The organism is Paenibacillus sp. YN15 (genome assembly GCF_003285005.1).
GTDB lineage: Bacteria > Bacillota > Bacilli > Paenibacillales > NBRC-103111 > Paenibacillus_AR.
In genome coordinates, this window is record NZ_QMFA01000019.1 from 32,408 (window position 1) to 47,880 (window position 15,473).

11 protein-coding genes are annotated in these 15,473 nt (G+C 55.8%); 5 read left to right on the forward strand and 6 right to left on the reverse strand.

Features of this window, described 5'->3' with window-relative positions:
• Positions 1-94: 94 nt before the first annotated feature.
• Both DQG13_RS16160 and DQG13_RS16170 read right to left on the reverse strand, forming a co-directional pair.
• Positions 95-745 carry an RsfA family transcriptional regulator gene (locus tag DQG13_RS16160; protein WP_113020822.1) on the reverse strand — a complete coding sequence of 217 codons (651 nt, stop codon included), beginning with the start codon at positions 743-745 and terminating at the stop codon, positions 95-97.
• A gap of 646 nt (positions 746-1,391) precedes the next feature.
• A complete protein-coding gene (locus DQG13_RS16170) occupies positions 1,392-2,531 on the reverse strand; it encodes a class I SAM-dependent methyltransferase (RefSeq protein WP_113020824.1) in 1,140 nt (379 codons plus the stop codon).
• 109 nt (positions 2,532-2,640) lie between these two features.
• Here DQG13_RS16170 and DQG13_RS16175 point away from each other — a divergent pair, with 109 nt between their 5' ends.
• Positions 2,641-3,624, forward strand: a complete 984-nt coding sequence (locus DQG13_RS16175; protein ID WP_113020825.1) for a hypothetical protein — start codon at positions 2,641-2,643, stop codon at positions 3,622-3,624.
• A 312-nt stretch (positions 3,625-3,936) separates the two neighbouring features.
• The gene (locus DQG13_RS16180; RefSeq protein WP_146767163.1) at positions 3,937-4,917 is read left to right on the forward strand and encodes a hypothetical protein; all 981 of its coding nucleotides are present in this window, start codon (positions 3,937-3,939) and stop codon (positions 4,915-4,917) included.
• 88 nt (positions 4,918-5,005) lie between these two features.
• Here DQG13_RS16180 and DQG13_RS16185 read toward each other — a convergent pair whose 3' ends face one another.
• Positions 5,006-6,328 (reverse strand): sugar ABC transporter substrate-binding protein, encoded by a 1,323-nt coding sequence (locus tag DQG13_RS16185; protein WP_113020827.1) that lies wholly within the window; start codon positions 6,326-6,328, stop codon positions 5,006-5,008.
• A 250-nt stretch (positions 6,329-6,578) separates the two neighbouring features.
• Here DQG13_RS16185 and DQG13_RS31875 point away from each other — a divergent pair, with 250 nt between their 5' ends.
• Positions 6,579-6,668 carry a putative holin-like toxin gene (locus DQG13_RS31875; protein WP_220094389.1) on the forward strand — a complete coding sequence of 30 codons (90 nt, stop codon included), beginning with the start codon at positions 6,579-6,581 and terminating at the stop codon, positions 6,666-6,668.
• Between the two features lie 190 nt (positions 6,669-6,858).
• Here DQG13_RS31875 and DQG13_RS16195 read toward each other — a convergent pair whose 3' ends face one another.
• Positions 6,859-9,054 carry a glycoside hydrolase family 88/105 protein gene (locus tag DQG13_RS16195; protein ID WP_309472241.1) on the reverse strand — a complete coding sequence of 732 codons (2,196 nt, stop codon included), beginning with the start codon at positions 9,052-9,054 and terminating at the stop codon, positions 6,859-6,861.
• A gap of 13 nt (positions 9,055-9,067) precedes the next feature.
• A complete protein-coding gene (locus DQG13_RS16200) occupies positions 9,068-10,339 on the reverse strand; it encodes an FG-GAP-like repeat-containing protein (RefSeq protein ID WP_113020829.1) in 1,272 nt (423 codons plus the stop codon).
• 402 nt (positions 10,340-10,741) lie between these two features.
• On the opposite strand from DQG13_RS16200, the gene DQG13_RS16205 reads away from it, so the two are divergent.
• Complete coding sequence (locus tag DQG13_RS16205; RefSeq protein ID WP_220094390.1) at positions 10,742-12,751, forward strand: methyl-accepting chemotaxis protein; 2,010 nt, start codon at positions 10,742-10,744, stop codon at positions 12,749-12,751.
• A gap of 121 nt (positions 12,752-12,872) precedes the next feature.
• Positions 12,873-14,447, forward strand: coding sequence for a helix-turn-helix domain-containing protein (locus DQG13_RS16210; RefSeq protein WP_113020830.1), 1,575 nt, complete (start codon positions 12,873-12,875; stop codon positions 14,445-14,447).
• 202 nt (positions 14,448-14,649) lie between these two features.
• Here DQG13_RS16210 and DQG13_RS16215 read toward each other — a convergent pair whose 3' ends face one another.
• Positions 14,650-15,456, reverse strand: a complete 807-nt coding sequence (locus DQG13_RS16215; protein WP_113020831.1) for a polysaccharide deacetylase family protein — start codon at positions 15,454-15,456, stop codon at positions 14,650-14,652.
• Positions 15,457-15,473 lie beyond the last annotated feature (17 nt).

Sequence of the window (15,473 nt, forward strand, 5' to 3'; positions counted from 1 at the left end):
TTTTTCCCACTATAGCACTTCAAGGAGAAAGGGAAAAGCGGCCCCGGTTACGGCAGCCGCTTGTTGATTGATAGACATTTTATTGGGAGGACATTTATTCAATTCTCTCCAAGTTGCCGTTGGCATCCATCTTAAACTTGGATTTGGCCTCTTCCTCTTCTTCCTGCAGGAGCGATAGCTTCCTCGCCCGGTCCATGATCTGGATCAAGGCTTTGTAATCATCATTTACCACTCTGTAATCGGTGGATACTTCATGAACCTCGGAATTGAGCTTTTCATTCTCCCTGCGCAAATTCGTCAACTCCTCGCGGGTCTCCGCCAGCTCCTTCTCCAAGGCGCGGATTTGCCGCGACATGTCGGCGTAGGTGGTTTTCCACTGGCGCAGGAAACGGATGACCGCATCGATGGATACGGATTCCTCGGAAATCGCCTCCGTCCGGGTGTAGCCGATGTCCTGGACATCCAGCATGGCAACGGACGCTGTTGCTGCCCCGGCGGCGGAATGCTTCTTGGCCTGATTCCGCTGCTGCCGCTGCTTTTTGGCGATCTGAATGGCCGCCTCATATTTTTTGCGGACAAAGCTGTTCCAGCGGAAGCCGCATGCGGCAGCCGTCCGCCCGATCCGCTCCCCTACTTCCTCGAATGCGGCCAATTGCGTGCCGCCTTCCCGTATATGGCGGAGTGTCACCTCGGCCAAAATCAGATCATCCTCTTCACTCCACGCATCTTGTCTGACTGCTGACATTTTACTACCTCCCAAAAAAGGTTATTCTCCTGTTGCGGCGCTCCAGAGCTCCTTCAAGCAGCCAGTAACCGCTTCATATCTTATAGGCGCTATCCTACCCGCAACTGCCTGGTATGTATCCCATACTTAAGGTTATGCCGATACTAGAATTCATAGAATCTATTTGCTTGCAAAAGTCTTCTCATACTATTCGGTATTGACACTTTTTCTTAGAAACATACCTTTATGGGAGGCTGCCATTGAAAATGAAGCTGCCTGCATAGAAGCCGAGATTCCGCGAGGTTCCTCCAAAGCTGGCTCCCTGCTGCGCGGTCCCTCAGCGGGCATCCGCCTGAACTCTGCATTATGGGCCTCATTTGGCGGACCGTGGTTCCGTTATTTCGCAAAAAGCCGCCTCTTTTTCTCCGGAGCGGACACAGAATCCGTTAAGTATGAAAAACAGGGGGTTCCCCTGTTCCAGAAGCGAAATAACGGATCGTGTGTCCTCGGAAATCCGCAGAAGGGTCAAATGCGAAAAATAACGGATTCTCTGTCCGCAACCATCGGAACTTTTCCCCCGCCATCATTAGTCCGCAAAACTTACAAAAAAGGCCGGCTTCCGAAGCGGCAAGATTGCCTGCCGGGAAACCAGCCTTGAAGAAGAACATCAGCCTTGCCGCCGCTGAATCAGCACCTTGAATAACTCGCTCATGCCATCGGACAAAAGAAGCTGCCTGATGGCCCGGTTGCGCCTGGCGGCCGGGCTGAACGGGTCCCGTCCATCGTGGGAGACAAGACGCTCCAGCACACCGCTCTCCAGCAAAAACTCCTTCTGGGTCATAAGCCGCCAGTCGACAATGCCTGCATGAATCCCCGCCCGGATGCAGGCGCTGAAATCCACATGCGCCGTCATATCCTGTTCACCTGCATAAATATACGGATTTTGGCTAGCCAAATGATTTTTATAGCACAGAAGCGTCCCGTTCATACGGTGATTTCCGAACAATTCCCCTGCCCTATCCCCATAATCGATAGTAATTAGCTCTCCACTTTCCAGTTGGCGCAGCCTCTCCCCGAGCCATTCCGCTGCCTCCAGGGAAATATCCGCGGTTTGCCCGTCCGCCAGTTCAATTCCCGAATCCCGCAGATAATCGGCGAGGGCCGGGTTGCTGCATGGCCATTCAAGCTCCCGGAAGCCGCCGCTGGTTTCATCCCAGCCTACATGAAGCTCCATCAGCATCTCTTTCCTTTGCCGAAGGCGGTGAACGGGAAATGCGTCCAGCAGCTCATTGGACAGCACAAAGCAACCCGCTTGTCCGCTGCTTCCGCCTGCCCCAGCCGCTTCTTCAGGCGTCAATTGGCGGACCAGATGCCAATGGGAGCGAAGATTTTCTCGCTGGCTTGCCTGATGCCAGGGGCTCTTTTCCACGGCGGTATATTGCAGCCGCCCATACAGCTCCGGAAAGTGTTCGCGGAAGCTGTCCAGAAGCTGGGCCGCCAGCCGGCCTGTGCCGGCCCCCCATTCCACGATCTCCACCGGACCGGTTAGAGACCGGGCTTGGCGGGCAATATAGAAAGCCAAGGCTTCTCCCAGAACACCGCCGATATTCGAAGCGGTATAAAAATCGCCGGCTTTCCCGATTTTCTCCCCGGGTTGCATATAATAACCAAGCTCGGCGTGATACAAGCACAGCTCCATGTAATCTCTGAAGGGGATGGCGCCTGCAGGATGGGCGCTGATCCGTTCCCTGATGACCGCTTCCAGCTCCGAAGGGGCTTCAGGCTGGTGGTCCGTTGGAAGTTTCATGATTCCTCCATTCTTCCGGTTTTCGTTGCAGGGTGGTTTCATAGAGACAAACAAACCGGATGCCAGTATAATGGAACATAACTTATTGCAAAAGGAGAATATCCCCGTTATGCGCAAAACTGTCACTAAAACCTTGCTCCTCGGCACCCTTTTGGCTGCCGCCGCAGTTGGAGCCGGCTGTACCCAAGAGCCGGACCTGGCCAAACAAAACATGGAGCAGGCATTTCTGAAGCAAAGTGAAGCCACGGCTTATTCCTTCGCCGGGAAAGCCTCTATGAATATTCAGCTGCCTTCCGAGGGAACCGGCAAAAACCTCATTGCCTCCGCCCTCAAGGGTATGCTGACCAAGGGCAATCTGGAATGGAGCGGCGCGGCTTCCTATGAGCCGGTCCGCCTGGAGGCCGAGCTGAAGAGCACGCCCGAAGGCTCAACCGCCCCTCTGAGCCTGCCCCTGTTGTTTAAGGATAACAAATTGTATCTGCAGCTGCCACTTTTAGGCAAGCAGAACGAGAGCTTTTCCTTGGATATGGCGGAGCTCTCCGGCTTGTCCGGACAAGCCAATCCCTTCACCCAGGACAGCCTGAAGGCGGCAGGCAAGCTGGTTTCCGAAGCCTTCCGGCTTTTGATCGCGGATATTGATGCCAAATGGTTTGCCACTGTGGAGGAAACGGAGCTGGCCGACGGCAGCAAAGCCCCGGTTTACCGCCTGGAAATTACCGAGAAGAATAAAAGCGAGCTTGAGACGGCTATCAAGGGCAGGCTTCCGGAGCTTATTGACCGCCTGTCTGCCGCAGGCATTGCAAGCGATGCGCAAGTTCAAGCCCTGAAATCCGCCGCCGCAGGCTTCGTTCTTCACGCGCCGGGGGAAATCTCCGTAGCCGTGGACCAGACGGGCTATGTCCGCCGCGAGAGCCTGCAGCTGGCATTCAGCGGCGCGGGAGCAGGCGGAGCATCCGCCCAAAATTCCATCAAGCTGGAGCAATCCTTTGCGGATATAAACGGAGCTCCCGCCTTTAAGCAGGAGCCGCCTGCAAACGCCAGATCCCTCGGCGATATCTTGAAGCTGCTGATGCCCCAGACCGGCAAAAAGTGAATCGCGCCTGTCCGTCCGCTATGTTTTTTTGAGGAAACTGTCATTTTTTCCGGCGGTGCAAGATATGGTTAATGATAGACTCTCCCAATGGCTGCCGCGCTGCTTGGGAGAGAATGAATGAGATGACCCTCCAATCGGCCCTGCCGGTTTCGAGTTAGGAGTCGTTCTATGAGAAACAACCCGCGATTGTTCACACGCATCTTTCGCTGCCGGACGCCCCGACGCGTCATAGGAACCGTTTTATGCCTCTGTCTTTCTTTGACCGGCGCTATGCCGGGCTCTGCGGAGCCCACTCTTGAGGAAACCCGCGCTTTGCTTCAGAAGGGCCTGAACCTTGCCGAGCTGGATCAGGAGATCGCCCGTCTGTCGGCACAGGACAGCAAGCTGGCCGTGCAAATCGCAGAGACGGAGCAGAGCATCGCCTCCAACCAGGAAAATGTGGAGAAAACCCGGGAGCATGCAGGCAAGGTGCTGCGCGCCTACTATATGGGCGAACGGGTGAATGTCTGGATGCTGGTGCTGTCGGCCCGCTCCATGTCCGATGCCATTTCCATCTATGAATATTTCAATCTGCTGGTGCAAAATGACCACCGCACGCTGAATGCCTACGCTGACTCTTACAACGGTCTGCTTGCCGCAAGAGAGCTTTTGCAGAAGGAGCGGCAGGAGCTGGCTGAGGTCAAGGCTTCCTTCGTTGCCCAGCGGGAAAAGGCGGCGACTATTGCCCAGGAAATTGAAGCCGTTATTGCCACAAACCCCGACGGGGAAACCCTCCGCCAGGAGCTGGACCGTTTTACGGTGGAGTGGAAAGAGAAGGGCGTACCCATGTTCCGCAAATACCTCTCCTCCATCTCCGATGCCATGCAAAGCCTGCCTGAGCTTTTGACAGGCAAAAACGCCAGCACTTATATCAAGGATATCGATTTTAAAACGGGCAGCATGGTCTTTGCAATCTCCGACGAGGATCTGACTTCCTTCTTCCGCTCCAAAAACCCGCTGTTCAGCAATATCAGCTTCCGATTCGAAAATGACGAGCTTTTTGCCTCCGGCCAAGAGGATGGCGTGGATGTCTCCATCAGGGGACACTATACCATCGAAAACAAAACGGTGAACAAGCTGCAGTTCCATGTGGACCAGCTGACGTACAGCGGCTTCGTGCTTCCGGAAACCTCCAACCGGTCCCTGGAGGAGGAATTTGACCTGGGCTTTACGCCAAGCCTTTTCTTGAAGGGGATCAGCGTAACGGAGGTCAGCATGAAGGGCGGCGTGCTGCGCCTCAAAATCAAGCAATGAGAAAAACCCGCGAATCCAATGGATGACCGCGGGTCTTTTTGTGTGCAGGTATGTGTTTTCGTTATCAACAAGTGCGAATAAATTCGGGTTACGGCTTGCGGTCTTCCAGACGCCAGGACTTGTCCGCGTGTTCCATCAGCGTCTTGACGGTGTTCTCCGCTTTCCACAGCTTGGCCAGCTCCTTTTGGAGAGCGGACAGGCTTCTGGAGGTTTCGGAAGCAAGGGGCAGCACCCTGCCTTGGCTGATCAGCCAGTCAAACGACTTGATCTGCTCATCCCCCTTAAGCGGGGCAAGGCTGTAAGCCGGAATTTGGGCAGGCAGCATCTGAGCCTCGCTCCAAAACTCAATTTCACTCTCCGGCGTGGTAAGCTCCTTAATCCAATCCATCAGCAGCTTGGTATGCGGGGAACGGGAAGACACGGCAAAGCTTCTGCCCTTCAGCCAGACCGTCTTCTGGTCATTGCCGATCAGCACCGGAATGGAGGCCATTCCCAAATTGGTATCGGCCGCACGGTGCTTGTACTCGGATACGGTGGTGATCATGGCGGCAATTTGCCCTTTGGCCAACAGCTCCCAGGGCGACCAGGCTGCGGAGGGCAGCGGATAATTCTTGGGAAATGCCTTGCCTGTCCAGGTTTCCTCCTGGGGCGCCAGGAAACTCTCCAGCCGCTTCTGCGCTTCGGCGTCGTTGGTCCACACTTCCTCTTTCCCCAGCCAGCCCGAGGTCAAAGAAGAAGCCGCCGCAATAAAGGCATACGGGTCCTGAGGGTCCAGATAGACGCCGTACCGGCCGTCCTCCGGCTTCATCAGCTGCTTGTTCCATGCCAGCAGCTCGTCGCCTGTCTCCGGCGCGCGGGACAGCTTGTTGTCCGACGCGGTTTTTTTGTTCCAGACCAGGATATACGGATCAACATCCTTGGGCACGCCCCATATGTAGCCGTTCCATTTCACCTGATTCATGAGCTTGGCAATCCGGGCGTTCTGCTGGTCGGTGGAGAAAAATTCGCCTACCGGCTGCAGGAAGCCCAATGCGGCAAACTCCTGGACCCAATCATTGTCCAAGAGCATCAGATCGGGAGCTTCTCCCAGCTGGGCGGCCTTCTTCCACTTCTCGTACGCCTCCGGCCGGGCAACATTCTCGATCTGGATATCAATGCCCTCATGCATATCCGAAAACCGCTTGGCCATGCGGGAGAACAGGTCATACTCCCTGGACTCCATTGCGACGGCCACCTTGATAATCTGGCCGCCTTCCGTGGAATCGCTTCCGTTCGCTGCCGAACGGGAGTTGGGAAGGCCTGTTGCTGTGGAATCACCGCCATTGCTCCGTGTACCGATGCATTGGCTGAAGACGAGAGCGGAAAGCCCGAAGATGCAAAGGATAATAAGCAAACCCTTCTTCTTTGTCAACGATCAACTCTCCTTTCATTTCCACCCCCGCCCTATATCATAACATAAAAAATCTGCCGTTGGACGTATTATTTTTGGAGAACGGTCGAAAACCAGGGACTTTTTGTCGAAATTGTTCCGAATTGTAGTTCTTTTATCCCACAAAATACAGACGAGAAAAGATCCGAAGTATGCAGTTCTATCAAAATTTGGTATAATCAGCTTTGTGCAGGCTTGGTGGGCGGTCGGCTATCCTCTCGAAAGGGAGGTGATGCCCGTGGAGATTAAGGACGCTTTGGCGCTGATGATTTCATTTGCGACATTGATCGTGCTAGTTCTCTCCTTCCATAACAAAAAGTAGACCGCCCCCTGCAAAGGTAATGGTCTACTTTTTGTCCATTTAACTTTGTTAATTGCCGACCGCCTTTCAAGCGGTGCACACTGAGGAGCTGTTCCAGCAGCTCCTCTTTATCATTCTATCCACAGTATAGCACACGTATTACCGTTTGTCTTACGTGTTGCTCACAGGTGTGCAAATTTTGCCCTCTCCCTTAACAACCTCTGCTGCGCGCCAGCTTCAAACATTCGATTCCCGCCAGCAGCACAATGCCGATGCCGTGGGTGTCATTCAGCTGCCAGCCCAACTGGTCCTTGTAATAATATTTGTTGAAGGAATAGCCGGAGCCCCGGCAGACGCCGTACACATTGCCCTGCTTGTCGATGCACAGCTCCGTCAGAGCCTCCCATGCCCGAAGAGCCGCTTCGGCATACACATCCGGCTCCTCCAGCCACCCGAAACGGATGCCTCTGGAGAAGGCGTAGATGAACATGGAGGTGCAGGACGCCTCCTGGTAGGAGCTGTGGTCCGTGAGCACCTGATGCCAAAGCCCGTTTGGCCCTTGCAGCCTCAGGTACCCCTGACACAGCTCCCGGAAAAAGGCCAGAAGCGGCTGGTACAGAGCATGGTCCGCAGGCATCAGCTCAAGAATTTCCGTGAGGGAGAACAATACCCAGCCGTTGCCCCGTCCCCAAGGCACGCCGTTGGGCTTGCCGAACTTATGGTCAAATACATGGTGCATGATCTGCTGCCCGGGAATGAACATCCGTTCCTTGTACAGCAGGAACTGGCGGGCGGCATCCTCCAGATAGGACAGCTCACCGGTTAGCGCATAATATTTGCCCAAAAAAGGCGTGCTCATATACAGGTCATCGCACCACATGGTGCCCATCATAAAATCCGTGGTCCCCTTCACCCGGTACAAAGCGCCATCAGGAAGCCGGTCCTGAACATGGGTAATGTAATGGGCAATATGCTCCGCCGCCTCCCGCGCCCCGGCCAAAGGTCTGGCTGCATGGGCGGTCAGCATCGCCGCCCCGAAGGAGCCGCAGTCGTCCAGGCTGTCGATCAGCGCCAGCTGGTGATTGATCCCCGGCGCGCCAAACTGCTCCGTATCCCACAGGGCATATTCGTGAAGGGCAGTGCATTGCTCAATATGGTCCGCCGCATAGTCCACATAATGGGACTTCTCCAGTTCCTCCCCCGTTTTGAGAATGCCGTAAAGGGTCACGCCCAGCGGATAATTCCATCTGCCATACAGGGCTGCCTCCAAATACGGACGGACGGCAGCCTCCGGCAAATCCGCCCGCCAAAACCGCTTGCCGCCCGTCGGCCCGAACACACTATCCATCCTGGCCACATCCTCCGCTGCGGGAGCATCCTCCGGCGCAAAAGGCCCCAGATACAGCCAGACATCCGGCAGCCCTTCCACCGGGTACGGCTTCTCCAGCCGGATGCCGCAGCCCGCCTCGGGGGCCTCCAGCCGGAAATCCCATTTCGCCGCGGGGCAGATGGAGCGCACCACAAGTTGATGGCGGCCATATGCCAGCTCAAGGGGAACCCGGAAGGCCCCCTCCTGCTTCTCCGGCGAACGGTAGAACTCGCGGCCATCCAAGTAAAGGGCAAACGCCCCGGAGGCCGTACCGGCCAGGTGCAGCTTAGCCCCTCCGGCCCGCCCGCAGCGAAGGCCGGTCCAGGCAAAAGCCGTTTGCCCGGGCGCCGCTTCTGCGCCGAGAATCCGGGCGAAGCTGCCGGCCGCCAGCTCCGCAGCCGTCCACTCCCGCCGGGGAAACCACCCCGGCCCGTCTGCTCCCTCCTCCTCAAGAGCCGCCAGCTCCGCAGCCGCAGCATCCGTCCAAGGCTCGTCCTGGGGCGCACTGTAAATCCAGCCCTCCCGCCCGGCCCTTGCCGGACCCGGCGACAGGAAGTGCAGGGGCGCCCCCTTCAGGCTGCCCGTTCCGAAAACAGCGCCGCAGCCGGTTCCCGTTGCCGTAAATTCCAGCACCAGATGGTTCCAGCCCTTCAACATCCGCGCCCGGAACACCGCCCGCCGGTCGGGGAACACATCGTCATTGAGATTGGAGGCAAACTGCCTGCTGCCGTTCACAAATACCTTCACCGGACCATAGCAGCTCACCGCAAAAGGAAGCTCCCCCTCCCGGGCGCACCACAGCTTGCCCCAGGCGTAGACAAACTGCCCGTCCCGGATCTCCGGCCAGCGCTCCCCCAGATTCATGTCATACCGGCAGTCCGCCAGCCGCCGGAAGCCCGCCCCGTCATGGACGCGGTAGACCGGCGGCTCCTGGGGATTGGCGCCGATATAGCGGTTGGCAACGGTCTCCAGGACCTGTTCCGTGCTGCCTCCGCTAGAGCGGGCAATGGATTCCATTTCATGAATATAGCCCCTCACGCCCTCGGCCTCCTTATTTGATGATTTCCCCGCCGGGATAAAGGGTCGAGCTGTACAGCCGCTTGGGCTGGGGAAGGGGTCCTCCGGCCGCCGCCGAACGGGTCAAATCAGCAGGAGCGCTTGCATACACCACTGCCTGGGTATTGGTGTACACAATCGCCATCTCATTGCCGCTTCCCAAAAGATCGCCATGGACCACATAACCCTCGGTAGGGAAGGTGGCCACCACATTCATATTGCCGTCATACAGGGACGGGAAAACGCCGCAGCCTCTGCGGAAGGCCAGAATATAGTCGGGGGCCCCAACTTCCCAATTGGAGAGAGTTTCGGCAATGGTCAGCCAGCCTGGCGTCTTGCGGTCCTCCTTCCAGAGCTCCTTGCCCTCACAGTCCAGAAGAAACAGGGCGTCTCTGCCCTTAAGACCCTTGCCGTCATCCTCGCGGACCATCCGGTCCAGCCCGGCCACCTGCAGGCCCGGCAGCTCCGGACAGAACTTGCCCAGGGCGATATGCTGGGATTCGATGGAGCCCTCATAACGCCACAGCTCGTTGCCGTCCCGGTCATACATCACTGTCACGCTGCCGCCTACCACCAGCTCCGGCAGGCCGTCGCCGTTCACATCCCCTACCCAGATGCAGTCGGCATGGTCGTCCAGATCCTTGCAGCTCCACTGGAGCTTGCCGTTATGGTCCAACAGATCATAACCGGCCATCACTTCGTCATAGCCGTCTCCGTTCAGGTCATACACCCACGGGAAATGGCCCGGATTGCCCTCGTGGGTCCACAGCAGATTAAATTCATTGTCCAGCGCCCACAGCTTATGGTAACGGTCCTTCAGGATAATGTCCGAAGGGCGCTCCTTCCCGGTCAAATTGGCGATAATGATGCAGTCATGGGCCTCCGCCCCCGGCAGCTCATGAACCGCCTTCACCGCTCCCGTAGCACCGTCAAGAATATGGAACCGTCCGTCCATCACACAGAGAACCTCCAGCTTGCCGTCTCCGTCGATGTCATAAATTTGGGCCGGGTAATCGGAGCCTTGGCTGCCCGCCCCCGGGTCCGGCTTGCCGGTTTGCCACAGCAGCTTGCCGGTGAGATCATAAGCGGTCAGGCATTGCACCTGATGGGGAATGTAGCGGACATCCTGGCGGTTGTCCGGCTGAACCAGCAGAAGCTCCATCCGGCCGTCGCCGTTTAAGTCGCCCAGCAGAAGCTTGCAGCGGGGTCCTGCGGCTTGAATGTCCAGGGTGGCCAGCGGGGAACAAATTCGGGTTTCTGTCGTCATGCGGGAATTCCTCCTGTGAATAAGCTTTGTCCGGCCAGGCCAGCCAACGACCTGCCGGCTGTACATCTATAGCGTATCAACCCTGCCGCCCTTCCGGCAATGGCACATTCTTGCCCCGGCGTCCGACAGAGGTTGCACTATTTTGTACAGCTCGCACTATCTTGCAGGAATCGGACAGGAGGCCGCTCACCGGAAAAACAGGTATACCGAAGATCCTTCTGCCAACTGTCAAAACCAGGGTATTGACAGTTGGCAATGGCTGATATATTTCAGACACGGGCTGATATATGCTGATAGATGATCACTACAATCTGCAAAAATTGAGAAAATGCGACCAAATTCGTCATATCTGTTTTTGCAGATGAAGCATATCCATTCCTATACCAAGAGAGGGACACGTCAATGATGAAGCTGAAAAGTATAAAAGCGGAAATATGCTTGGTTTTTGCGGCGTTGTTATTCACAGTTTGCCTGGGGTTGGGATATACCTCTTACACTCAATCACACGACTCCCTCTCTGCAACAATTAATGATACCCTTATCCAATTCACCAGGGAATCCTCCAAGACGATTGAGAGCCGTGTCAATATTCAACTGCAAACAATGGAGGCTTTGGCGGGAACTCCCATCCTCAGCGGCTCCGGCACCACCATGGAAGAGAAGCTGGCCATGCTCAATGCAGAGGTCAAACGAAGCGGCCACCTGCAGATGGGAATCGGGAATTTAAAGGGATATGTTGTTCTTACCGATGGCTCGGAATCAGATGTGTTGGACAGGGATTATTACCGGCTGGCCCTGGAGGGAAAAAGCAATGTCTCCGATCCCATCGTATCCAAAACGACCAATTCAGTCGTCGTGGTATACGCGGTTCCCATCCGTCAGGGAGACAGCATTACAGGTGTTCTGACCGCCATTCGGGACGGCAATGAGCTGAGCAGAATGGCCGAGGACATCCGGTTTGGCACAAACGGACAGGCCTTTATGCTGGGCAAAAGCGGAACAGTCATTGCCCATGCCAATCAGGATCTGGTTATGAGTATGTACAGCGCCATTGAGGAAGCCAAGCAGGATGACAGCCTAAAGCCACTGGCTGCAATGGAGGAGCGGATGGTGCAACGTGAAGAGGGCGTGGGAACCTATACCTTTCAAAACATAACCAAATATATGGGTTATAGTCCGATTGATGGAACTGACTGGTCCCTGGGAATCATGGCGCCCAAATCCGACATGGTGGACAAGGCCGTCAACAGCTTGACGGTCAAGCTTCTGGCAGCGACCTTGCTTCTGCTGCTTGCCGGACTCGTCGCCACCTATTTCATGGCGGATTTTTTGTCCAAGCCCATCAGGCAAGCAGCCGCGCACCTGGAGGTTGTGGCTACCGGCGATCTTTCCCGGCAAGTTCCACCGCGGTTGCTGGCCAAGCGTGATGAAACCGGCATGCTGGCCCAGGCAGTTGCCGCCATGCAAGCCTCCTTCACCGGGATTGTCCGGCAGGTAGTGGGCGGTTCCCAGGAGGTAGGACTTGCCTTGGAGCGCATTCATCATGGCATGGAGGAGCTGAACCGGAACATTCTGGACATCTCCTCGACAACAGAGGAGCTTTCTGCCGGAACCGAAGAGGCGGCAGCGGCGGCGGAGGAGATGAGCGCTTCCTCCGAACAAATGGAGAAAGCGGCCGAATCCATTGCGGTGAAGGCCAATGACGGAGCAGCGGCAGCGGGGAGCGTCAATGCCATGGCGGTGGAAATGCAGGAGGAAGCCTCCGCATCCAAGGAGCAGGCGTTGTCCATGTATGATCAGAGCAAAGTCAGCCTTCGCCAAGCGATGGAGCAGGCGGAGGCGGCACACCAGGTTCATGAGCTGTCGGAAGCCATCATGGAGATTGCTTCACAGACCAGCCTGCTTTCCCTGAATGCTGCCATTGAAGCGGCAAGAGCAGGGGAGGCAGGCAGGGGATTTGCTGTGGTGGCAGGAGAAATTCGCAAATTGGCCGATTATTCCCAGCAAACTGCAGTAAAAATCCAGCGGGCCAACAGTGCCATTCTTGGTTCCATAGAGAGCATGACCAACAGCTCCGGAGAGCTGCTGGATTTTATTGAGAACCGGGTAATGGGGGATTATGACCGCCTGGTCACAGCAGGAGAGCAGTACAGCTTACAATCCGGAGAGATTAACGACCTGGTTACAGACTTCAGTGCCGTTTCTCAGGAATTGCTGGCCTCTGTACATAATCTGTCCAAGGGCATCAATGAAATTGCCGTCACCTCCAGCGACGGCGCTGCCGGCGCCACCAATATTGCCCGTGAGGCGGGAGCCATCGCAGAGCTGTCCTCCGACGTGACCGGTCTGGCGGATTCTGCCAGGGAGAAGTCCCAACAATTGATCGATTCCGTATCCCGGTTCAAAATATAGTTCCTTCTTCCTACTCGCCATGCTATTCCTGTTCGTCTCATACGAATACAATGGAATCGCCGCTATGCTGCAGCAATAAAGCAGGCGGCGATTCCATTCACATCCGGGGAGGAAAGCGGTGATGGCTCAAATCACGTTTGGGGAGTGCCTCAGCCTGTTGCTATCCGCTCTGGACATGAGCGCCAACAGGCTGTCGCGGGCAATTAATGTGGACGGCTCCCTAATCAGCAGATGGATTCGGGGGGAGAGGGTTCCATCCTACCGCTCCAATTATATTGATGATATGGCCAGCTACCTGGCGCAAAATGTTCTCCATTCCCTGCAAATCCAGCAAATAGACAGGCTGTGCATCAAGACGTTCGGTGAAATCAGACAAGAGGACAGTACGAGGGACAAAATCAGGAGGCTGCTGCTGGAGGCTCAAGGGTACTCGTTGGAGGCCAGAAAACAGATGGAAAAGAAGAAGTCCGTCTTCCGCAAACAAGCGGTGGTTCCCTTTACTTCACTTTCGTCGGATAACAAGATTATTTCGGGACAGCGCCAAATATCGGCTCTCGCCCTGTCCATGCTGGAAGCGGCCTCCAGCCGCAGTGCAAAACGAACAGATACTATCCGGTTTTCTCTGCTCCATACCGCAGAGCTGTTTCCGATGCACGCGGATTGGGCTAGGCTGGGCGATATGCTTACGTCGGCTATTCGCAATGGCTGGAGTGTAATCTGTCTTATGCATATGGACCGGAATATGGAACGGCTGGTTCGTCTGACCGACTTCGCTTCCCGGCTGATCCAGACAGGACACTTCACTCCTTACCTGCTGCAAGGCAGTGACGCGGCAAGTATGGGCCGGGAGCTGCTGATCGTTCCGGGAGAAGGCGCCTTATCCTGCCTGGCAACCAGCGCCTCCGGGGGAATCGACCGTGCCTTCTTCATGAAGGACCCGGTGGCTGTCGAGGTTTTCAGTGACTATTTCCTCACCATTCAAACAACAGCGGCACGGGCCGGAATAGATTATTATGCTGAATCCCTGCGCAGGGATTATGCACGGGGGCTATTGGCGAGTGAGCAGGCGGCAGGAAAGCGGCTGTATATTGCCAGTTTATTCAGTACGCTTACACTTCCCGATTTATTGTTCGAAAAGCTTTGCGCCGCCAATGTCCCCGCTGAGCATCAGCAGTCCGTCATGGCCAATCACCGTGAACAGGTCCAGGCCTTCAGGAGCAATTTGCCTCACTTCGAGCACCGGGAAATATATAGCCTGAAGGCAATCGAGGAGTGGATGCATGGACGCAAGTATGCCTTTTGGAACGAATGGGGGATGCAGATGATTCGCCTGGAAACTGCCGATCTGATCCAGCATCTTCAATATGTGATTCACCTGCTCACGGCGTATGAACACTTCCATATTGCTTTGGAGCACCGGACAGAGAGCCCGTCCAACCACCATTACTATTTTATGATGAAGGAATATCAGGCAATTGTGCTCAGCTCCCGCCAGGAGCAGCAGGCTCCGGAGATTCGCGGAATCATACGGGAGCCGATGCTTGTCCGCGCCTTCGAGCAGTATTTTGCAGATCAATGGGAAAGCATTGCTCCGGTAAATCGGGATAAACAAAGCATCCTGCATTATCTGCGCAGCAAGCTTCGGGTGCTGGAGCAAGAGCACCGCCCCCCTATTCGCGGTAATTCTCTACAATAATATTCAGCTTGCCGGCCCCCGAGGTGTTACCCCCGTGACTGCATCCTCTTTCATGCCATGCCGCTCGCCCTGTCTGTGACAGGGGCTTTTGTCGATACGTTTCCACCGGCTAGAAAATGCGTGCCTCTGGGCACGCCGCACAAGCAAAAACAGCCTGCCCCGGCGGCTTCCCGTCAGGTACAGGCTGTTTGGCATAAATCCGTTAGAACCGGACGGTGGCGCCGCCCGGGATTTCCCGGATTTCTCCGTCAACGCTAAGCCATACGGAGGCGGCGCCCGGGTTCTCCACAAATTCCATCCCCGCGGAGAAGCGGAGGCGCTGGTAGGCTTTCATGTAATCCACAATCTCTATATTGGTAGCATACCAGGTGTCGTCCCGGCCGCCGGCGAATTCACAGAACTCCTCAATGATTTCCCAGTTGTTGTCATTGTCGAACTCGTAGCTGTGGCCCCAGACATACATCAGGTAGAGATATTGCTTTTTGTGCAGGGAAACAAAGGTTTCGCCATGCTTCATCAGATTGTCCTTATGGTGGCAGGTGGCTTTCCACTCCAGCCAGTCATGGGGCAGGCCGAAGCCGCCATGGGTGGTTTCCACCACCCGGGAATATTCAATGCCCAGCTGCGGCAGCAATTCCTTGATCTGCGGGTTGTAGGAGCCGTTGGGATAGGACATGCCACGGATGGTGTATCCGAAGATACGCTCCAGGTTCTTCCGGTCCTCCATCACCTCATGGACCAGCATCTCCTTGGGGCAGCGGGCAATGGTGGGGTGGGTCAGGGTATGGGCCGAAACCTCATGCCCCTTGTACAGCTCCACGCATTCCGCTTCCTCCAGACGGTCATACTCCTTATTGCCGAAGAAGCCGGAATTGATATGGAAGGTCCCTTTGATGCCGTTGCGGTTAAAAATCTCCACCAGCCGTTTGTCGGCTTTGCGGCCGTCGTCATAGCTCATGGTCAGGGCCTTGAATTTGCCCTGGGGGTACGTAACATAAATCTTGGCCATCTGTTGTAAAAGCCTCC